The sequence below is a fragment of the Nautilia sp. genome, from assembly GCF_053994455.1.
On sequence record NZ_JBMYAU010000120.1, the window covers coordinates 1 to 20,432 of the forward strand.

General features: G+C 39.0%; 26 protein-coding genes. 17 read left to right on the top strand and 9 right to left on the bottom strand.

All coding sequences use genetic code 11. The features are described 5' to 3' along the window. From ACXJIE_RS08385 to ACXJIE_RS08395, 3 genes are all read right to left on the bottom strand, one after another. Positions 1–685, bottom strand: a 685-nt coding sequence (locus tag ACXJIE_RS08385; RefSeq protein WP_456480520.1) for a cytochrome ubiquinol oxidase subunit I, incomplete at its 3' end; no start/stop codon positions are given. Between the two features lies 1 nt (position 686). Next, the gene (locus ACXJIE_RS08390; protein ID WP_456480521.1) at positions 687–917 is read right to left on the bottom strand and encodes a DUF4492 domain-containing protein; all 231 of its coding nucleotides are present in this window, start codon (positions 915–917) and stop codon (positions 687–689) included. 181 nt (positions 918–1,098) lie between these two features. After that, positions 1,099–1,485 (bottom strand): class II SORL domain-containing protein, encoded by a 387-nt coding sequence (locus ACXJIE_RS08395; RefSeq protein WP_456480522.1) that lies wholly within the window; start codon positions 1,483–1,485, stop codon positions 1,099–1,101. Between the two features lie 113 nt (positions 1,486–1,598). Here ACXJIE_RS08395 and rnhA point away from each other — a divergent pair, with 113 nt between their 5' ends. The 4 genes from rnhA to aroC are packed head-to-tail and all read left to right on the top strand — an operon-like array spanning position 1,599 to position 4,586. Beyond that, complete coding sequence (gene rnhA, locus ACXJIE_RS08400; protein WP_456480523.1) at positions 1,599–2,021, top strand: ribonuclease HI; 423 nt, start codon at positions 1,599–1,601, stop codon at positions 2,019–2,021. After that, a complete protein-coding gene (locus tag ACXJIE_RS08405; RefSeq protein WP_456480524.1) occupies positions 2,022–2,801 on the top strand; it encodes an HDOD domain-containing protein in 780 nt (259 codons plus the stop codon). Further along, complete coding sequence (gene rnc / locus ACXJIE_RS08410; RefSeq protein WP_456480525.1) at positions 2,788–3,471, top strand: ribonuclease III; 684 nt, start codon at positions 2,788–2,790, stop codon at positions 3,469–3,471. The genes ACXJIE_RS08405 and rnc overlap by 14 nt, the downstream gene beginning before the upstream one ends. 41 nt (positions 3,472–3,512) lie before the next feature. Then, positions 3,513–4,586, top strand: a complete 1,074-nt coding sequence (aroC, locus tag ACXJIE_RS08415; protein ID WP_456480526.1) for a chorismate synthase — start codon at positions 3,513–3,515, stop codon at positions 4,584–4,586. On the opposite strand, the gene ACXJIE_RS08420 is transcribed toward aroC, so the two are convergent. Next, complete coding sequence (locus tag ACXJIE_RS08420) at positions 4,580–4,879, bottom strand: cupin domain-containing protein (protein WP_456480527.1); 300 nt, start codon at positions 4,877–4,879, stop codon at positions 4,580–4,582. The genes aroC and ACXJIE_RS08420 overlap by 7 nt on opposite strands. Next, positions 4,866–5,480: an MqnA/MqnD/SBP family protein gene (locus ACXJIE_RS08425; RefSeq protein WP_456480528.1), complete on the bottom strand. Its 615-nt coding sequence runs from the start codon at positions 5,478–5,480 to the stop codon at positions 4,866–4,868. Before ACXJIE_RS08425 ends, ACXJIE_RS08420 begins: the two co-directional genes overlap by 14 nt. A gap of 67 nt (positions 5,481–5,547) precedes the next feature. On the opposite strand from ACXJIE_RS08425, the gene ACXJIE_RS08430 reads away from it, so the two are divergent. From ACXJIE_RS08430 to nspC, 6 genes are all read left to right on the top strand, one after another. Then, entirely contained in the window at positions 5,548–5,769 is a 222-nt protein-coding gene (locus ACXJIE_RS08430) for a MoaD/ThiS family protein (protein WP_456480529.1), read from the top strand. A gap of 51 nt (positions 5,770–5,820) precedes the next feature. Further along, positions 5,821–6,255 carry a molybdopterin synthase catalytic subunit gene (locus ACXJIE_RS08435; protein WP_456480530.1) on the top strand — a complete coding sequence of 145 codons (435 nt, stop codon included), beginning with the start codon at positions 5,821–5,823 and terminating at the stop codon, positions 6,253–6,255. Positions 6,256–6,272: 17 nt separating this feature from the next. Next, positions 6,273–7,466, top strand: a complete 1,194-nt coding sequence (locus tag ACXJIE_RS08440) for a molybdopterin molybdotransferase MoeA (RefSeq protein WP_456480531.1) — start codon at positions 6,273–6,275, stop codon at positions 7,464–7,466. Between the two features lie 28 nt (positions 7,467–7,494). Then, a complete protein-coding gene (locus ACXJIE_RS08445; RefSeq protein ID WP_456480532.1) occupies positions 7,495–8,016 on the top strand; it encodes a YfaZ family protein in 522 nt (173 codons plus the stop codon). Between the two features lie 76 nt (positions 8,017–8,092). After that, a complete protein-coding gene (locus tag ACXJIE_RS08450; protein ID WP_456480533.1) occupies positions 8,093–8,542 on the top strand; it encodes a DUF1931 family protein in 450 nt (149 codons plus the stop codon). A 180-nt stretch (positions 8,543–8,722) separates the two neighbouring features. Then, positions 8,723–9,838 (top strand): carboxynorspermidine decarboxylase, encoded by a 1,116-nt coding sequence (gene nspC / locus ACXJIE_RS08455; RefSeq protein ID WP_456480534.1) that lies wholly within the window; start codon positions 8,723–8,725, stop codon positions 9,836–9,838. Here the strand turns inward: nspC and ACXJIE_RS08460 are convergent. Next, positions 9,831–11,039, bottom strand: coding sequence for an EAL domain-containing protein (locus tag ACXJIE_RS08460; protein WP_456480535.1), 1,209 nt, complete (start codon positions 11,037–11,039; stop codon positions 9,831–9,833). The genes nspC and ACXJIE_RS08460 overlap by 8 nt on opposite strands. An 8-nt stretch (positions 11,040–11,047) precedes the next feature. After that, positions 11,048–11,809: a PTS sugar transporter subunit IIC gene (locus ACXJIE_RS08465; RefSeq protein WP_456480536.1), complete on the bottom strand. Its 762-nt coding sequence runs from the start codon at positions 11,807–11,809 to the stop codon at positions 11,048–11,050. A 165-nt stretch (positions 11,810–11,974) separates the two neighbouring features. On the opposite strand from ACXJIE_RS08465, the gene topA reads away from it, so the two are divergent. Genes topA through ACXJIE_RS08485 form a run of 4 tightly spaced genes read left to right on the top strand, consistent with a single transcriptional unit; the run spans position 11,975 to position 16,680 of the window. Then, positions 11,975–14,155, top strand: coding sequence for a type I DNA topoisomerase (gene topA / locus ACXJIE_RS08470; RefSeq protein WP_456480537.1), 2,181 nt, complete (start codon positions 11,975–11,977; stop codon positions 14,153–14,155). A gap of 30 nt (positions 14,156–14,185) precedes the next feature. Then, positions 14,186–14,710, top strand: a complete 525-nt coding sequence (locus ACXJIE_RS08475) for a YfcE family phosphodiesterase (protein ID WP_456480538.1) — start codon at positions 14,186–14,188, stop codon at positions 14,708–14,710. 1 nt (position 14,711) lies between these two features. Beyond that, a complete protein-coding gene (locus ACXJIE_RS08480; protein ID WP_456480539.1) occupies positions 14,712–15,542 on the top strand; it encodes a biotin synthase in 831 nt (276 codons plus the stop codon). Then, positions 15,532–16,680 (top strand): cation:proton antiporter, encoded by a 1,149-nt coding sequence (locus ACXJIE_RS08485; RefSeq protein ID WP_456480540.1) that lies wholly within the window; start codon positions 15,532–15,534, stop codon positions 16,678–16,680. The genes ACXJIE_RS08480 and ACXJIE_RS08485 overlap by 11 nt, the downstream gene beginning before the upstream one ends. Here the strand turns inward: ACXJIE_RS08485 and ACXJIE_RS08490 are convergent. Continuing rightward, on the bottom strand, positions 16,660–17,112 hold the full coding sequence (locus tag ACXJIE_RS08490; protein ID WP_456480541.1) for a hemerythrin domain-containing protein: 453 nt from the start codon (positions 17,110–17,112) through the stop codon (positions 16,660–16,662). The two genes, ACXJIE_RS08485 and ACXJIE_RS08490, sit on opposite strands and share 21 nt — an antisense overlap. Before the next feature lie 140 nt (positions 17,113–17,252). Here ACXJIE_RS08490 and gltX point away from each other — a divergent pair, with 140 nt between their 5' ends. The 3 genes from gltX (at position 17,253) to ACXJIE_RS08505 (ending at position 19,312) form a co-directional block, all read left to right on the top strand. Further along, entirely contained in the window at positions 17,253–18,638 is a 1,386-nt protein-coding gene (gltX, locus tag ACXJIE_RS08495; RefSeq protein ID WP_456480542.1) for a glutamate--tRNA ligase, read from the top strand. Positions 18,639–18,699: 61 nt separating this feature from the next. Next, positions 18,700–18,948, top strand: a complete 249-nt coding sequence (locus ACXJIE_RS08500) for a hypothetical protein (protein ID WP_456480543.1) — start codon at positions 18,700–18,702, stop codon at positions 18,946–18,948. Next, positions 18,935–19,312: a type II toxin-antitoxin system VapC family toxin gene (locus ACXJIE_RS08505; RefSeq protein WP_456480544.1), complete on the top strand. Its 378-nt coding sequence runs from the start codon at positions 18,935–18,937 to the stop codon at positions 19,310–19,312. Before ACXJIE_RS08500 ends, ACXJIE_RS08505 begins: the two co-directional genes overlap by 14 nt. On the opposite strand, the gene ACXJIE_RS08510 is transcribed toward ACXJIE_RS08505, so the two are convergent. Continuing rightward, positions 19,309–20,432: amino acid permease (locus tag ACXJIE_RS08510; RefSeq protein WP_456480545.1), on the bottom strand; the 1,124-nt coding region annotated here is incomplete at its 5' end. The two genes, ACXJIE_RS08505 and ACXJIE_RS08510, sit on opposite strands and share 4 nt — an antisense overlap.

Below are 20,432 nucleotides of genomic sequence, written 5' to 3' on the forward strand. Positions count from 1 at the left end.
CCGCTGCAACTGCTGCAGATTTTTTTGCGAAATCTTTGTGTTTTCCTCTTAATAGATATAAAGATGAAATACCTAAAACGAATACAGCTGCAAGAGTATATGCACTACTTACAACGTGTAAGAATTTCACCTGTGCAACAGGCTGAGTAATCATTGAAAAGAAGTTTGTCATTTCAAGTCTTGCATTGTCAATGTTGTATTTATAGAATTCACTACTCGGATGTTGCATAAATCCGTTTGCAATAAGAATCCAAAGTGCTGAAAGGTTTGAACCAATAGCAAGTAACCAAGATGATGTTAAGTGAACACCTTTGCTAACTCTTTTCCATCCGAAGAATGCGATAGCTGCAAATGTTGCTTCAAGAAAGAACGCAACAATACCTTCAACCGCTAATGGTGCTCCGAATAAGTCACCGACAACCCATGAGTATGTAGACCAGTTAGTCCCGAACTCAAATTCGTGAATAATACCTGTAGATAGACCGATTGCGAAGTTAATACCGAAGATTAACTGCCAAAACTGTGTAATTTCTTTCCATTCAGCTTTTCCAGTTTTTACGTAAATCGTTTCAAAAAACGCTACGATAAACGACATACCAAGTGTAAATGGCACGAAGAAAAAGTGGAAAAGTGCTGTCATAGCAAACTGGGCTCTCGCCCACTCAAGCATGCTGTAATCTACCATGCTATTCCTCCTTTTTTTGTTTGTCGGCCGTGACTTTTGTCAAGTGGTTTAAATAAAGTGCTTTTTGTGCTTCTTCCCCTTTGACTTTCGAACTGAGAGTCGGGAAGAAAAACACTTTTAAAACCACGAAAATCACAACCAACTTGATAATGATAATCAGCCAGAGTTTCTGACCGACGCTTGACATGTTTTTAAAACCGTCAATGTAAAAAAACAGAATGCGTTTAATCATAAGCCCTCCTTCGAGGCTACGGAAATTATATATCAAAAAAAATGGGGTGTCAATAAATTTTAATTTATATTTAATAGAAAAAATGTCTTTTTATACATATGAGTGTTCATTTCTTTAATATTTGTAAAATTTATGTCAGAAAGGTAAGAATAAATGTCGAAAAAACGGAGAAAAGTATCCTTTATTCGGATACCGTAACTTCTTTTATTTCGCTTTCCCATAAGCCGTGTTTGGTACAGTAAGCCATTGCGGTCAGTTTAAGTTTGTTTGATGTTGGAACGATGTAAAAGTCCACTTCCACATGCTCTTTTTGATTGCCGAGCGTACCTGGTGTGAACGTAGCCTGTCCAAGTAGAGTCTCTCCGTTCCATAATTGAACATAAGCAATGTAATGATCAAAATCGTCCGGATGAGAGTATTCGTTTCCTACTTTTACTTTTACCTTGAATTTTTCACCTTTTTTTGCAGTGTCCTCACAGTGGATAAACGGTGAGTGTCTGTCGATATAGTCTTTTTTAGCTTCCCTGTCGATTTGAGAGATGTCCTGGTATCTGTTGATTTTTGGCATTTTTGCCTCCTTTTGTTAAAATTTTCAGGTATTATAACAGAAAAATTTAAAAAAGACAAATTTTATCTTTTTACTTAAATACTCAACTGATAAAAAATATCGAAAAGGTTACAATGAAAAAAATAGAAATTTTCACGGACGGAAGTTCTTTAGGAAATCCGGGTCCCGGGGGGTGGTGTGCGATTTTAAGGTATAAAGGGCATGAGAAAATATTAAGAGGCGGAGAATCTCGTACAACCAACAACAGAATGGAACTTACGGCGGTAATCGAGGCGCTTAGAGCCCTTAGGGAGCCGTGCGAGATTGATTTGTATTCCGATTCCTCTTATGTATTGAAAGGTATCGACGAATGGCTTGCAAACTGGATTAGAAAAAATTTCAAAAACGTTAAAAACCCCGATTTATGGAATGAATTCGTAAAATTAAGCGAATCGCATAAAATAAACGTAAACTGGGTGAAGGGGCACTCCGGGCACAGGGAAAATGAAATTTGTGATAAAATTGCAAAAGAGGAAGCGTTAAAAAGGAAAAAATAGATGCTTATATCCGAAAAAGAGATATGTGAATACCTCCGGAGCGTACCTTCCGTTCCTGAAAAGGCGGTGAATGTTTTAAAAGCTTTAAAAAAGGGGGATATAAAAAGCGCCGCCGTGCTTACGGAAAACAATCCGCCTTTGAAGGAGAGGATAGGGCATATAGTGAATTCCGCCTATTTTTCTTTGCCCAACAGGGTGGAAAACACCCTTCAGCTGTTTACGATGATTGGTATTGAAACGGCAAAAAGCTTGGTATACGGGTATATGGTGTCTTTGCTCGCTCCTGAAAAATGGAGGGTTTTCAGTTTTGATTTTAAGGATTTTCAGGCTAAATTTTTATCATTTTATAAAACATATATGAAGATTGAATTTGGCGAGGAAGCATATGAAAAATATTCGGAAATAGGGGCGGTTATACCCGCCGCCGTCTGTGTCTGCGAAAGTCTTTTGGCGGATAAAAGCAACGAAGTGGCGTTAATAACCGATAACGCACCGGTGGAACTCGGTACGCTCATAAAAAGGATGAGCGGTTACACTCTGTTTGAGATCGCCGCTAAAATAGCACAAATCTGGGAATTGGAAGAAGAAAAATGTATAATTATAAAAAAGAGCGAGTGTAACCGGTGTGAAGAGAGAATAAGCGCCCTTATACATTTTCTGCTGTTTTTTATCGTAAGCAGGCCGGCTTTTATGGATTTGAATTCAATAATGGAATTTAATCCCGAATGTATGGAATTAATACCTAAAACAACGCAAAGGATAATAAATGAATATAAGTGAACTTGAAAAGAGCTTGGGGTATCAGTTTAGAAATGAAAAATTGATAACCGAGGCTCTCACACACAGAAGTTATAAAAAAGACGTAAACAACGAAAGGCTGGAATTTTTGGGCGATGCCGTAATGGATTTGATAGTGGGGGAGTATCTTTTTCATCTTTTTCCTAAGGCCGAAGAGGGTACCCTTTCTAAATTAAGGGCGGCTTTAGTCAACGAGGATTCTTTTACAAGGCTGGCAAAAAGACTTGATTTGGGAAAATATTTATATCTTTCCCCTGCGGAGGAGAATAATAACGGAAGAGAAAAGCCTTCTATTCTTTCAAGCGCGTTTGAGGCCGTTATGGGTGCCGTTTATCTTGAATCCGGATTCGAAAAGGTAAAAGATGTTGCCCTTAAACTGCTTAAAAAAGAGTTTCCTGTCATTACCCCCGAAGAGCTTCTTAAAGACTACAAAACGACCCTTCAGGAAATAACACAGGCTCATTTCGGAGTTGTACCGGAATACAGGCTTATAAGCGCAAGCGGGCCTGATCACAAAAAAGAATTCGAAATAGGTGTTTTTATTCAGGATAAAGAATATGCAAGGGCAAAAGGAAAAAGCAAAAAAACGGCACAGCAGGAAGGTGCGAGGCTTACTATAGAGATGCTTAAAAAAGAACTTGATATAAATTGAAAATGGAGAATTGAAAATGGGGAATTTAAGAGGAAAAAAAGATGTTTAACGGTTTCGGAGAGATATTCAGATTTACAACGTTCGGCGAATCGCACGGAAAAGCCGTAGGTGTTGTAATTGACGGAGTGCCCGCAGGGGTTGAGTTTGACGAAAAGTTTTTACAAAGCGAGCTTGAGAGGAGAAAACCCGGTAAAAACAGGTTTGCCACGGCCAGAAAAGAGAGTGACACCGCGGAGGTGCTCAGCGGAGTATTCGAAGGCAAAACCACCGGAACACCTATAGCGATAGTTATATTCAATAAAGACCAGAAAAGCAAAGATTATTCGAATATAAAAGACATTTTCCGCCCGGGACATGCCGACTTTACGTACTGGCACAAATACGGGATCAGGGATTACAGGGGCGGGGGCAGAAGTTCCGCCCGTGAAACGGCCGCAAGGGTTGCCGCGGGGGCGGTTGCGAAAATGATCCTTAACGAGCTGAATATAGACATTAAAGCGGGGGTTGTTGAAATAGGCGGTATCAGGGCGGAAAAAGAGAATTACGAATACGCAAAAACATCCCCGCTTTTCGCCCTTGATGAAAATATTGAAAAAAAATGGATAAAGCTTATTGATGAAAAAAGAAACGAACACAACTCTTTAGGAGGGGCCGTTAAGCTGAAAATAGAAAATCTGCCCGTGGGACTCGGCGAGCCGGTTTATTATAAACTTGACAATGTTTTGGCAAGTGCAATGGTCAGCATAAATGCGGTAAAAGGTGTTTATATAGGAAACACTAAAGCACATAAACTTACCGGATCTGAAAACAACGACCAAATTACAAAAGAAGGCTTTTTAAGCAATAACGCCGGAGGGGTGCTCGGAGGCATCAGCAACGGTGAGAGCGTGGAAGCCGAAATATATTTTAAACCGACGCCCTCGATTTTTAAAAAGCAAAAATCAATCGACATTTACGGAAACGAGGTTGAAGTCGATTTAAAAGGAAGACACGATCCCATCGTCGCAATAAGGGGCAGCGTGGTTGTCGAGGCGATGGCGGCGTGTGTAATTGCCGATACGCTGATGCTTAATATGACAAGAAAGATGGATTATATAAAAAAAATATATCAGTAAATATGAACGGCCAGCCATACGGCCGTTTTTTTTGTTTTTATTAAAGTGTGCGGTGTGTTTGCCGGTATAAAAAGCCAGTCGCCGGCTTTTAGTTTTTTAATTTCGCCGTTTATTTCTATTTTTGCACAACCTTTTAGTAAAACCACAAACTCATCTTCTTCCTGGATAAAAGTCCGGGGTGTTTTAAGCGTGTTTGAAACTATTTTTTTAATTTCTACATTTTTGTGTTTTATGAACGTTTCGAAAAATTCGCCGTCAAGCGGGGGCAGTTTGCCGATTTCAAGTAAATTCACGCGAAAGCTCCCAGAATTTTTTAAGAGATTTTTTTTCTCTCCATCCTATTTTGTAATAGATGATGCTGTTTAGGTACTCTTTTGCCTCTTTTGTGGAAATGCCCGTTTTTTGTGCGTATTTTTTGAGTACCGAATAAGGGATTTTCTGTTTTTTCCTTAAAAATTCGTTGATCAGTTTTTCATATTCAAAACTGTTTTTGTTTGTGCAAAAAAGGGCGAAAACAAACGGCATACGGTATTTTTCATACCATAAAGCCGCCAGGTCCTTGCAGTTGTTTTCCTTAAACGCCTTGTCCCCTATTACCACTTTTCCTTTAGCGTTTAATATTTTGGCCAAAATATTCGACGTTGCCGATTCGTAGTCTTCACCTTCTCCCGGACACACCAGGACGGTTTTCACTTTTTTGTTTGCAGCGATTCCGGCATTCAGGCATTTTTTGTTTTTTGCTTTGACTGAAGAGATGAAAGCAGCTTCAATAGCTCCTTTTTCAAACCATTTGTTAACACGGGAAGGGTAAGATTTTTTTATTTTTATCCCTTTTTTCTTTAAAAATTGATAAAATGGCAAAAGGTTTAAATAATCAATATGACCTATGAGCATATCAGCCTTTTTTGGGTATTATTTTATCATATAAATGGCAGTTGATATGTCAAATTAAGGAGTTTTTATGGTAAAAGTGGAATTTTTGGGACCGATAAATAAAGAAAGTATCGAAATAGATGTAGGTAGTTTGAAAGAATTAAAAGAAGTTTTATCGGAAGATGTAAAATTGAAAGAATGGTTGGAAAATTCGGCTGTTGCCGTTAACGACAGGCTTGTAAACAGCGTTGAGATTGAATTGCGCGACGGTGACAGGGTTGCGATACTTCCGCCGGTATGCGGGGGGTAATTAATAATGGAAAATTTAAAAATAACGCAGTTGAATATATAAGGAGGGATAATGTTAGAAGTATTTAAAGGAGGTGTACCCGTTATTCCTACGCTTGAGAGGTGGTATGAGGAGTTTAAACTTGAAGGATACGGTGCGATGATACCGTTTATCGGTATAGTGAGGCCTGATAATGGAATTGAGGGACTGAGTTTTGATCTGTATCTTCCGATGCTTAACGAATGGTTTAAAAAATGGCGGAATTTGGAGGATTGCAAAATAACAATGGCACACAGTTTCGGGGATGTAATGGTGGGTGAAACCAGCTTTTTATGTGCAATTTTTACAAAACACAGAACGGAAGGTTTTAAATACTTAGAAGAGTTTGTGGAGGATTTTAAAGCGAACGCCCCGATCTGGAAATATGATTTAATAAACGGTGAAAGGGTGTTTGCCAAAGACAGGGCCAAAGAGCTTCCGGGAGCGGGAATATTAAGTGAAAAGTGAAAAATTAAGGAGAAATTATGGCGCATATCAGTTTTGAAGAGTCTATGAAGATTTTGAATGAAAATCTGCCGGAAATTAAAGAAAGTGAGAGGGTTTTTTTGGAAAATGCCCTTAACAGGGTGCTTGCCGGGGACATAACCGCAAAATACGACAACCCCTATATGCCTACCGCTTCAATGGACGGGTATGCAGTAAGATATGAGGATATCGGCGGCGAAATAAAAATCATAGGGAGGAATCCGGCGGGAAGTTTTGAATACGACAGGATCAATAAAGGCGAGGCCGTTAAAACATACACCGGAAGCTTTATGCCTCAAAACAGCGATACGCTCGTTCCTATTGAAAATGTGGAAGTTAAAGGCGACAGACTGATTATAAATGAAAAAGTTGAAAAAGGCTTTTCGGTAAGACCTGTCGGTGAAGATTTTAAAAAGGGCGAAGTGCTGCTTAAAAAAGGAACGCTTGTTAAAGCGGGGGAAATAGGGGTGTTGGCGTCACTCGGGATTCCGGTTGTGGATGTTGTGAAAAAACCCGTGATTTCCGTACTTGCCACGGGGGAAGAAGTTGTTGATTTAGATGAAAAGTATAAAATGGGACAGATCAGAAGCTCGAACAATTACACCCTGAGCGCCCTTGGAAAAAGTTTCGGTTACGAAACACATAATCTTGGCATCGCTGGCGATAATAAAAAAGCCATAAAAAGAAAAATAACATCGGCCCTTCAAAACAGCGATATCGTGGTTACTACGGGCGGTGTAAGCGTGGGGGATTTCGATTTTGTCAAAGAAATTACGGGAGAATTCGACGTGCTGTTTCACGGGGTGAACATTAAACCTGGACAGTGGATTATGATAGCGCGTGCGGGAGGGAAGTATATCGTTTCACTTCCGGGATTCCCGTACAGCAGTTTCGTTACGTTTTTATTGTATGTGGTGCCTATTGCGGACGCTTTTGAAAATAAAAGATCTTTAAAAACCGTTGAAGCGAAACTCAGGGACGAGTTTGTTAAAAAATTTAAAAAAACCCAGTTTGTGGCCGTGAATATCAGTTTTGAAAACGGCGAATATGTAGCGGATACCAGGGGAAAAAAACAGGGCAGCAGCGGAATACTTACAAACCTTATAGGAAACGGGGCTTTAATGGTGCTAAAAGAGGGGCTTTATACGGTAAAAGCCGGAGAAAGGGTTAAAATTATAATATATGATAAATGATATAATTTCACAAAAAAAAGGGAGTAATATGAAAAAATTAACACTCAGCGCATTAACGGCGGGATTTTTGTTTGCGGGAAACTTCGTTAACCTTCAGATTAACAGCGACACACTGATGATAGAGGGACAGACGAAAATTGCTTATGATCAGCCGTTTTACGCAAGGGCGGGGTATCTTATCAATTCCGACAAATCCAATTTCGTATACGGAGGAATAAAAAGCGAAGGACATATAGTGGGTGTAAACCTGCCGGTAAAATTTTCACTGTTTTTCGATTTTGTCCATACCAAAGACAATTCGGCCGTTCCTATAGGTATCGGCGCTTTTTCTTACCTTCAGCAGTTTTCCGTACCTGTGTTTTTAAGGGGTGAATTTGAGTACGCTCCTAAAATTCTCAGTTTTGACAATGCCGAAAAATTCATGAAGTTTAAAGTAGAAGCGGGTACGCAGTTTATTGAAAACGGACAGCTGTTTATCGGATATAGAAATATAAATTTTGATGAAAATTATGACAGCAGTATGTATGTGGGAGTCGGTTTTTCATTTTAGTTTAGTCTTTTATACTAAAGGCTCTTGACATTTGCTTTATAAAGTTTTATAATTATAAAAAACTTAAGGAGTGGAAATGTCAAGAGTTGTAGGATTTAAAAAAATTGAAGCGGTTTTTAAAAAAGCGGCAGGTTTGGAGCTTGATAAATCTAAAGCCGACAGAATTGTGGATATCGTTGAAAAAAAATTTCATGATTTGCTTTTAGTGGCGGTTGAAAAAACCGGTTATAACGGAAGGGATATTATTATGCCTGCGGATATGCCTCTTACAAGAGGGTTTGAAGAGAGCATAAGGGAATTTAAAAAACTTGAAGAAGAAGTGGATTTAAAAGACGTGCTTTTATATTTGGAACAGATTCCGCCTTTAAAATATCCGATTTCAAAAGAGCTTGAGGAGATGCTTCCTGAATATATCGGGGCGTTGATGCTTATTGTCGCAAGGGTGTTAAAACACGTGGGTGCTGAGAAAAAGCCGAGTGTTGAAGACATTGAAAAAACAAGCAGAATTTTAGACCTGACCTTATAATCGGGTCTTTTTCCGATTCTTATGAAAAAAAGTAAAATGTGAATCTTTATAATAAGTGACAGACACCGGATATTGAATTGAGAATTGAGAGCATAAGTTGGTGTCAGACACTTTTAAGCTTATAATAAATTATATTGGTTTAATTACGCTTTTAGTATAATTTCATAAAAAAGGCTGTTAATGGAAATTAAAACACCCGCTTATGTGATAGAAGAAAATCTTCTCGAGAGAAATTTAAAAATTTTGGATAATGCTCAAAAAGAAGCCGGTTGTAAAATTTTAGTGGCCCTGAAGGGGTACGCAACCTGGTCCACGTTTGATCTGCTTGAAAAATATTTAAGCGGTGCCACCGCGAGCGGTCTTTGGGAGGCGAAACTTGCCAATATGAAACCGTGGGAGGTGCATACGTACTGCCCCGCGTTTAAAGAGGATGAAATTGACGAAGTTGCCGATATTTCACATACGGTTGTGTTTAACAGTTTCAATCAGCTCGAAAGATTCGAAAACAGGGTAAAAGGCAAATCTTTAATCGGTCTTAGGGTAAATCCCGGAGTTTCGAGCTCTCCCGTGCCGCTGTACGACCCTTGTGCTCCTTTTAGCCGTCTCGGTATTCCTAAGGCAAACTTCAGGGCCGAAAAACTTGCGAATGTAAGCGGACTGCATTTTCACGCGCTTTGCGAGCAGTTGGACACCGCTCTTGAAAAAACGCTTGAAGGTTTTGAAAAACTCTACGGAGAATATCTCAAAGATATGGAATGGGTAAATTTCGGCGGAGGACACCATATTACGCGTAAAGGGTATAATGTTGAAAATTTGATTAATATGATTAAAGAGTTTAAAAGCAGATACCCCAATATAAAAGACGTGTATCTCGAACCGGGCGAAGCGGTGGGGCTTAACGCCGGATATCTCGTTGCCGAAGTGCTCGACATAATAGACAACGGTATGAAAATAGCGATTCTCGATACGTCTGCGGAGGCGCATATGCCCGATGTACTTGCAATGCCTTACAGACCCGTGGTAAGGGGTGCCGGCGAGCCCGGTGAAAAAAAACACACATACAGGCTCGGAGGGGTTACGTGTCTTGCGGGTGACGTTATAGGGGATTACAGTTTTGACGAGCCTTTAAAAATCGGAGATAAAGTCATATTTGAAGATATGGCTATTTACACGATGGTAAAAAACACGGCGTTCAACGGAATCAAACTGCCCGATATAATAATCAAAAGAAAAGACGGTTCCGTTTATAAAGCGAGGGAATTTCATTACGAGGACTTTAAAACCAGGCTCAGCTGAAAACGGGTTTGTAGCTTATTATTCTTTCAAACGGCAGGGCGGGGGCGAAATAGTACCCCTGTACCAGATTCGTGTTTATTTTTTCCACGTATTCTAACTGCAGCTTTGTTTCCACTCCTTCCGCAACCACCTTGCATCCTATTTCATGACATATTCCGACAGTGTGTTTGCATACCGCAAAACCTTTACGCGTGTGTATGATATCTATTAAAGATTTGTCAATTTTAAGTTCGTCGATGTTAAGTCTTGTAATGATTTTCAAACTTGAGTAGCCCACTCCGAAATCGTCAATTGCAAGGTTAAATCCGTTTTCTTTTAAAAAGTTTATGTTTTTTTCCTCTTTTTCCCTGTTTAACAGACTTCTTTCTATGATTTCGAATTTTATTCTTTCGTGTTTCAGTATTGAGACTATTTTTTTGACGGCGTCTTTGCTGTTTAGCGTGTCAGGGTGCAGATTAACGCTTATTTCCGGATAAAAATGCTTTTTTTTCCATTCCCGAATATGTTTTTTCACTTCTTTACACACCCAAATGTCTATAACGGGGGCGAGCCCGGCTTCTTCAATGATAGACAGAAACGTAGGGCCTGTTATTTTTCCGTTGTCGTTGTATCTTATAAGGGCTTCGTATTTATTGTATTTTCTGTTTTTTATGTCCACTTTGGGCTGGTAGTATATTTTCATATTGTCTTTGTTTAAGGATTTGATGACGCTGTTGAGCTGGGCCTGTGCGGCTATGAGCTCTTTTTGTGCTTTAAATGCGAGAATCGTTTCTTTGGATTTTATTTCGCCATGTATATCGAGGTTTTTTTCAAGTATTTCCTTTTCGGAAATTAAAGAGTTTGATGAGGAGAACTTTTTGGCAAAATAAAAATAAACCGCCGTATCGAATATTATGATAAATATCTGTAACATCACTACATAGATGTTTCCGCCCGTTTTAAGGTATGCGTCTAATACCGGCGGGGTGGTCCATACGAGATAATAATCCGTAAACGTCACCGGTATGAAGTGCAAAAAAAAGTAAGCTATAAAAAGGTTTATAACCGGAAGAAATATAAAAGGGATTAAAAAAAACCTGTTGAATACTATCACCGCGTATATCAGCAGGGTGTCTATATTCAACAGCGTAAAGGGAAGGGAGATTTTAATGATTGTTTTTAGCGTTTTGTCCTTGACGGCCATAAGCAGCGCGAGCGCCATCGGCAGTCCTAAGCCGTCGCCCCTATGTTTACGAAAAGCCCGTGAAATTCGATGTATTTCAAGTTCGGATACATATTTTCAAAAAAAATACCGTTTCCGAAAAGAGAGTACATAACATGTGAACCGTGTATGCCGAAAAACCATAAAACCTGGACGAAAAAATCCCTTAATGCGAGTGCGATTATCGCAGGTATTCCGAAGTCCGTGTGGTTTATCCGGAATATTATGCCGTCCATTATATAATCGGTACCTATATACATCACCACCGTTGCCGTATATGCGGCTATGAAGGCGATTAAGTAATTCATAAGCCTGTATATGTGGAAATTTCCGTCTTCCCTGTTCAGCCTTAAAGAGAGCAGGGGATAAAAAATTTTTAAAAGATATGTCGAAACGATAGGATTAATCAGCGCCGCCGGGGTCATTCCTTTCGGAAGCTGGAAAGGGGAGCCGTTTTCTATAACCGTAATTGTCAAAAAAACGCTTATTGAAAGTATTATCGAAATTATCTGGGAAACTTTGATTCTCATAGAAAAAAAGTAGGCTATCGAAACTGTTATTACAATGGAAAGAAATGTGTTTAACACATTCCCCAACGTTTTCAAATCCGTTTCGTTAAATAAAATAAAATCGATGTCGAGATATTTAAACAGATAAGAAAAGAAAATAATCGCGTATGTTAAAAGTATATACGGCAATACGGCCGTAAACGCCTCTTGGAGCGTAATTATAAACAGCAGAAGCTTTTTGTTTTTTATTAATTCTCTCACTGACTTAAGCCTTTATCCGCAACAGTTTGTTTTTATTATTAAATGACAAAAAAATGACAAAACCGTGTGTTGCGTTACATATGTAAAATTATTGTAATATGCGTAATGAATCGGTTTATAAAAAAACTCTTTGGTATAATACCGCCAAAAAAAAAGGTATATGTTTTGGCTAAAAATCTGATAATAGTGGAATCTCCCGCAAAGGCGAGGACGATAAAGAATTTTTTGGGGAAGGATTTTGAAGTCGTTGCAAGTAAAGGGCATATAAGGGATCTGCCTAAAACCTCTTTCGGAATAAAAATAGAAGATGAAAACTTTATCCCGCAGTACAGGGTCACTAAAGATCATCAGGCGGTTGCCAAAGAATTGAAAGAAAAAGCCAAAAAGGCCAAAACCGTTTACATAGCGACGGACGAGGACAGGGAAGGTGAAGCCATCGGATACCATATAGCCCGCGTAATAGGCAAAGACCCGCAAGAGCTTCCGAGAATAGTGTTTCATGAAATTACGAAGACGGCTATTAAAAAAGCGCTTGAAAACCCGAGAACAATAGATATAAACAGGGTAAACGCCCAGCAGGCGAGAAGACTGCTTGACAGGATAGTGGGATATAAACTCTCACCCCTTCTTAACAAAAAAATTCAAAAAGGGCTGAGCGCCGGAAGGGTTCAAAGCGCCGCGCTTAAGCTTGTTGTCGACAGGGAAAGGGAAATCAGGGCCTTTAAACCCCGGGAATATTGGAGTATCGAGGGGATTTTTAAAAAAATAGAGGGTTCTTTAATAAAATATGAAGGCAAAAAACTTGATAAGTTCGATATTAAAACAAAAGACGAAGCCCAAAAAATCGTAAACGAACTTAAACCTCTCGAATATACCGTAAGGGAGATAGAAACAAAAACGACAACGGTGAAATCGCCGGCTCCGTTTATGACTTCGACCCTTCAGCAGGTGGCGAGCAGCGAGCTGGGATTTAGTCCCAGAAAAACAATGCAGATAGCCCAGAAACTTTATGAAGGTGTTAAAACGCCCGTGGGAGAAACCGGTATTATCACATATATGAGAACGGACAGCCTGAATATCGCAAAAGAGGCGCAAAGCGCGGCTCTTGGGTTTATAAAACAGCATATCGGAGATGAATACGCACAGGCCAAAACTTATACGACGAAATCACAAAACGCCCAGGAAGCACACGAAGCGATAAGGCCTGTTGATGTAAGGCTTACGCCGGATGATCTTAAAAACTATTTAAAACCCGACGAACTGAAATTATATACGCTAATTTTTAACAGGTTTTTAGCTTCGCAGATGAAAGACGCCAGATTCGAGACGCAAAACATTTATATTTCCCACGACAGGGGCGAGTTTAAAATAAGCGGAAGAAAACTCGTATTTGACGGATTTTACAAAGTGTACGGAAAACCGAGCGCAAATACGCTTCTTCCGGAGTTTAAAAAAGGGGAAACGCTAAAACCTGAAGATGTCAAAGCGACACAGCACTTTACAAAGCCGCCCGAAAGATATACGGAGGCGAGCCTTATTAAAAAACTCGAATCGCTCGGAATCGGAAGGCCTTCGACGTATGCGCCGACAATAACCCTTTTGCAAAACAGAAACTATGTCGAGGTGAAGGATAAAAAACTGCATCCGACGGAAATAGCTTTCAGTGTAATCGAAACGCTTGAAAAACATTTTCCTGATATTGTCGATGCGAATTTTACGGCCAATATGGAAGAAATGCTCGATGAGGTTGCGGAGGCTAAAAAAGACTGGCAGGAGGTTTTAAAGGAGTTTTACAATCCTTTTATGGAGCTTATCGATAAAGGATATAAGGAAATTCCTTCCCAGAAAATCGCCAAACCCATTGACGAAACGTGTCCTCTTTGCGGTGCGCCGCTTGTAATCAGAAAAGGAAGATTCGGGGAGTTTATAGCCTGCAGCGCATACCCGAAATGTAAATACACCCGTCCCCTTGAAGAAAAAGAAGAGAAAAAAACCGACGTTAAATGTGACAAATGCGGTGCCGATATGGTTGTTAAAAGGGGAAAAAGCGGGGAATTTTTGGCGTGCAGCAATTATCCGGAGTGTAAAAACACGAAGCCGCTGAATGCGCCCGAGGTTCTTGATGACGTCAAGTGTCCCGAATGCGGCGGGGATATAGTAAAAAGAAAATCAAGAAGAGGCGAATTTTACGGGTGCGCGAATTATCCGAAATGCAATTTTATTTCAAAATACAGGCCCGTTAATAAAAAATGCCCGGAATGCGGGTATTTGATGGCGGAGCGTACATACAGGAAAAAAGAGGTTTACGAATGTATTAAATGTAAACACAGGATTGATAAAAATTAAGAAAAAAAAACGTAAAGTTAAGGACGGAACTTGAGAATAGGAATAATGTCCGATACGCACAGAAAAGCCGGACGAGCCAAGAAAGCTATAGATTTGCTTTTAAACGAAGGTGCGGAGTTTATTCTTCACGCAGGGGACATAGTTGAAGAAGAAGTGCTTGAATACCTTGAAAAAGCCCCGGTTAGATATGCCGCGGTACTCGGTAACAACGATTTTCACCTTTATAAGGTGATAGACAGATATAATCTGACAACCGAGCCCCATTATTTTAAGCTGGCCGGCAGAACGTGGAAACTGATGCATTATCCGAAATATATGTTTCCCCTTGATACCGATATTATCGTTTACGGACACACGCATGATGTGGATATTACGTTTAACGGTAAAAACCTGATATTGAATCCCGGGGAGGTTTGTGCGAGGGATCACGGCTTTTCAACCTGTATGACACTTGATATAATTGATGAAAAATATACGGTTACACTGTTTTACAGAAAAATCAAAACAGCGGAGTGGAAAACAAAAACAAAAGAATTTATCCTTCCAAAGGTCTGAAATGAAAAAAATATACCTCTGTGCCATCAGTAACATCCGTTCCGGAGCGTGCAGCGAAGACTGCGGGTTTTGTACGCAAAGCGTGAAATGGGGTGCGGATATAAATCGATATAAACAAAAAGATTTAAGTACAATTGTAAATGAGGCGAAACTTGCAAAGAAAAACAGGGCATCGGGTTTTTGTCTTGTAACAAGCGGTAAAAATCTTGACGGTAAGACTCTTGAGTACGTATGCCGTGCGGCAAAAGCGGTGTTAAAAGAGGTTGACATTTCAATTATCGCATGTAACGGAACGGCGGATAAGGAATCCCTTAAAGAGCTGAAAAACGCGGGCGTAAAAATATACAACCATAATCTTGAAACAAGCAGGGAATATTATCCTAAAATATGCACAACCCATACATGGGAGGAAAGGTTCGGCACCTGCGAGAATGTAAAATCCGTGGGGTTGCAGCTTTGCTGCGGGGGCATATTCGGTATGGGAGAAAGTGCGCAAGATATTAAAAGTTTTATAAATTCTTTAAAACGGCTCGAACCCGAAGGAATTCCGCTTAATTTTTTTATCGAACATGAAAAACTTCCGTTAAAAGCCACACACAATAAGGAATTCGCTTTAAATATTGTAAAAGAGTTTGCAAAAGAGTTTAAAGAGGCTATAATAATGTTAGCCGGGGGAAGGGAGAAAGTTTTCGGGGATGAATGGACGAAGGCTTTAGATGCGGGTGCGAACTCCATAGTGATAGGAGATTATTTGACTACAAAAGGGGAAAAACCGGATAAGGATTTAAAAATTTTAATTAAAGAAGGGTTTGAAATAGCCGATGAATGCTGAAATTTTAATTATTTCCCTTTCGGTGATTTTGCTCGTGTCACCTTTTCTCAGCAATATGCTTAAACTCCCTATTTCGATGGTGGAAATTACCCTTGGCGCTTTTTTCAGTGCAATCGGACTTATACACCATAACGAAATGTTTAATCTGCTGGCAGAAGTGGGGTTTTTGTATCTGATGCTTTTGGCCGGAATGGAGGTTAATTTAAAAGAACTTTTTAAGATGGAAAAATCCGTTTTTAAAAAAGGTGTTTTGTTTTTAATCCTTTTAAACGTAGTAAGTCTGGTATTGGTGTTTTTATTCGGGTTTTCGAAAATTTTTCTTGTTATTATGCCTCTTATTTCCATAGGGCTTATGATTTCCATTCAGCAGGAGATAGGCAAAAGGAAATGGCTTGATCTCGCTATAAAAATAGGGGTTTTGGGGGAACTGGTGTCTATTTTGATTTTGACGGTGGTGAGCGGATATTTTGAATTCGGATTTGATGAAAAACTGCTTTTTAACATCGGGATTCTTTTTTTGTTTTTACTGTTTTTGGCGGTGGTCTTTTTTCTTGTAAGATCCCTTTTTTGGTGGTTTCCGAAACTTAAGCATTATCTGATGCCGGGGGTTGACAAATATCATCAGGACGTGAGGATTGCCATCAGTTTTTTTTTCATAATGATAGCGTTTTTGATGAAAATCCATCTCGATGTCGTTTTGGGAGCTTTTGTGGTCGGCGTTTTTATTACCACGTTTTTTGATCACAACAAAGATCTCGAGCACAAGCTTGCGCCTTTCGGTTTCGGATTTTTAATTACGATATTTTTCGTTCACGTGGGAAGTTCCCTTAACCTTTCTTTGATTTCTTTCAAAATGATTAAAGACTCGTTTTTGATTGTAACCGTAATGGTGGCCATCCGTGTGTTTGCGTCGTCGCTTTTTTATTTTATGCTGGGCTTAAAAAAAATGATACTGTTCGCCCTTTCCCTTTCAATGCCTTTGACTTTGCTGATAGCCACGGCGACTCTTGCCCATCAAAACGGAATAGTGAGCGATTACTGGTATAACGTTCTTGTTTTTACCGCCGTGCTTGAAGTTATCGTGGTAATGGTAAGCGTTAAAATTATCGAAAGAAAATCAGAGATACAGGGTGTATAATTCCTGTTCTTCAAACTCTATTCTCGATTTTAACGCTTTGCTCAGTTGTTGCAGTTCTTTTTTAAAGCGTTCCGTTTTTATTTCGTTTACGTTGTCAAACCTTTTTATAAAAGAGGCTATTGAACGGCTTATCTGTTCCATTTCCTGATGTTTGCGGTTTATGAAGTTTAAAATGCTGCCGTCGTGTTTATATTTGTTTTTAACGTATGTGTAAAAATAGTTGTCTTCATATATGATATGCAGCCGGTATTCGTAATGAAATTTTTTTAAAGCGTTCAAAACGTTCCCATATTTTCCTTTTTCGAGGTTTTTTTCTATTTTATTGAAAATTGCGAAAAGTTTCCGGTGTTCTTTTTTCAGTTCCTGGATGAGTTTTTTTTCAAAAGTGTGAACTTTTTTAAATTTGGAAATAAAAGCGTTTATTATTTTCATAACACTCCTTAATGTATGTTAAAGCGTTTGTGATTTTTGCGGGTGAAATTATAGCTTAAGTTTGCCGGGAATATTATTCGGTTGCCGAGATAAATGTTAAATTGTTTCGATTTGATATAATTCCGTTAAAAAGGATTTGAATGGTAGTGACCAGATTTGCCCCTTCCCCTACGGGATATCTTCATATAGGAGGGCTTAGAACGGCTCTTTTTAACTGGCTGTGGGCTAAAAAAAACGAAGGGAAATTCAGGCTGAGAATTGAGGATACGGATCTGAGCAGGAACAAACAGGAAGCCGTTGATGCGATACTTGAGGCATTTCAGTGGACGGGGCTTCATTGGGATGATGAAGTTGTTTTTCAGAGCGACAGGTTTGGGATTTATAAAAAATATATCGACGAACTGCTTAAAAAAGGTCTTGCGTATAAATGCTACCTTACAAAAGAAGAGCTTGAAAGCATAAGAGAAGCGAGGATGAAAGGGGAAGAGCCTCCTATTGATATCAGAAAATACAGAAATTTCGAAGGTGAGCTTGAGAAGCCTTACGTAATCAGATTCAAAGCCCCTTTGGAAGGAAAAGTAGGATTTGAAGACGGGGTTAAGGGAAAAGCGGAAATTGACGCTTCTCAGGTTGACGATTTCGTAATTGCAAGAAGCGACGGAACTCCCACATATAATTTCGTTGTGGTAATCGACGATCATGAAATGGGAATGACAGATATCATAAGGGGGGACGACCATTTTACGAACACGTTTAAGCAGGTGCTTGTATATAAAGCGTTCGGATGGGATGTGCCGAAATTCTACCACGTGCCTATGATTCACAACGAAAAAGGCTCTAAAATGAGCAAACGCGACGGTGCGGTTGACGTTATGGAGTATAAAAAAGAAGGTTATCTTCCCGAAGCTCTTTTAAATTTTCTTGTCAGACTCGGATGGAGCCACGGGGATCAGGAAATATTTTCAATTAAGGAAATGATTGAACTTTTCGACCCTAAAGACATCAACAAGGCTCCGAGCAGATACAACAAAGAAAAGCTTGAGTGGCTTAACCAGCACTATATTAAAAATTCTCCAAATGTTAGAATCGTAAGACTTTTAAAAGAAGATTTCGGAGTGGATATTATTGATCATGACAAAAAAGAAATATTAATAGACGAGCTTAAAGAAAGGGTGAAAACACTTAAAGAAATGGCCGAAGAGATTAAGAAAATTTTATCCGAGCCTGCCGAATACAACGAAAAGGCGGTTAAAAAATTTCTAAAAGACGAAGTTATAGCAAATCTCAGGGAATTTCTGGTGTTTTTAAACGACAAAGAACCGAAAACCCCGGTTGACTGGTCAGACGCAATGAATGAATTTTTAGAGTTTAAAGGCATTAAACCCAAATTCCTTATGCCGCCTTTAAGAATCGCAATGGTAGGGGATACCAAAGGAATAGATCTTTCGGCAATGCTCAGCGTTTTAGGAAAAGAAGAGGTTAAAAAAAGAATCTCCAAACTGCTCGCAAAATTCGAGGTTTTTTAAACCTTCCCCTTTTTTTATATAAACTGTGCTATAATTTTATATAAACTAAAAGGGGTTTGCTATGACTATATCTATCGGAGAACTGCAAAAAAACATCTCGCTTCTTAAAAAAATAAAAGAGCCTATTATCGTTGTCGATAAAAGAACGAATAAAAAAATCGCCAAAATAGAGCCGATTGAAGAAAAAGACGATATGAAACTGTTAGAAAAGATTTTAGAAGGATTAGAACCTCAAGATAAAGTTGCCACAAGAGAAGATTTTGAAAGGGTATATGAAGAGCATTTAAGGGAAAAATATGGTTTTAATTGATAGTAACTACATACTAAGGTTTTTGACAATGACGCCGAAAGAGCATTTTGTAATAGCAAAAAATTTATTTGAAGATGTAGCAAAAGGCAAAATAGATGCTATTATAAGCGAAGGTGTTGTTATGGAGGTTTATTTTGTGCTTAGTAAATTTTATAAATGGGAGAAAGAAAAAATTATTGATAAATTAACGGCTATTTTAGAATTTAAAAACGTTGTAAACGAAGACAAAGCGGTATTGATTTATGCATTAAACATTCTTAAAAAACACAATATCGATTTTATTGACGCGTTTTTATGTGCGAAAGCCAATTTTTACGGATACGAAGTCAGGACTTTTGACAAAGACATTAAAAAGTGTCTTTAATTTCTTTTGAGAAAATAAAAAACTCCAAGCATTATAACCGCATATACCATATCAACCCCCAAAATCGCAATAATCGCACCCATTGTAACAACAGCTGAAAGTGCCGTTTTGGTTTTTAGAATTTTAAGTGCCGAAAGGGACACTAAAAAATAGATTAAAACAAACACTCCGTTTGAGTATGTTATTAAAAAATCCACTTTAAACCCGTACATAAACTTTAAAATACTGACCGCCAGAATAATTCCCATAATTATAAAAAGAGCCTTTTTAAATCCTATATTCAGGGTCGTTGAAAGACGTGTCAGGGATGCCACGTATAAATTCAGAGCCATTATGCAGATTATAAACGCCACAACGGCCATAATTTTATCCGCATAAGGCATTATGTGCGAGGCTACGCATACAAGTGAATGGATGTTTTTAGATTCGTTTCCGTATGCGTTAAACACAAGAAGCGAAAACGTAACCGCCATATACATAAAAGCAACCGTAATTATCCCGATTACTACGGCTTTGAAAAAATCGTTTTCGTTTTTGAATTCGTGTGAAATATGGCTCATCGCCTCAATCCCCACAAAGCACCAGAATATTATCCCGAGGGTTTTTATTATATGAAATTCATGCGCGTTTATATGGAAGTTCTGAAACAGCGAAACGGTAAAAAAAGTCGAAATTATCGTAATTATGATAACCGCCACGGCAATGTTTATGTTTGATGAAACCGTCAGGCTCATCAGGTTTAAAATCAGAATTATCGCACTTGCCAAAAATATAAATTCAATCAGGTATTCGCTTCCAAACGCGCCTGCAAGGTATGAAGCGGCTGTGATTATTACAACCGGAGGGCCTATGGGGATAATTGAAAGGTATAGAAGTTTTGCGGCAAATCCCATTTTTTCTCCGAAAGCCTCTTTTACAAACGTGGCACTCCCTCCGGCGCTCGGATACATGATGCCGAGCTTGCCGAATACAAAAGCCACAGGAAGTATCATCAAAGCCATTACAAACCATAAAATAAGCGCCGCCCAGCCGCTGTATGTCGCACTCAGAGCCGGTACGATAAAAACACCGCTTCCAAGAAGCGTAATAACGATAGTTGCAATCCCCTGTCTTAAAGAAA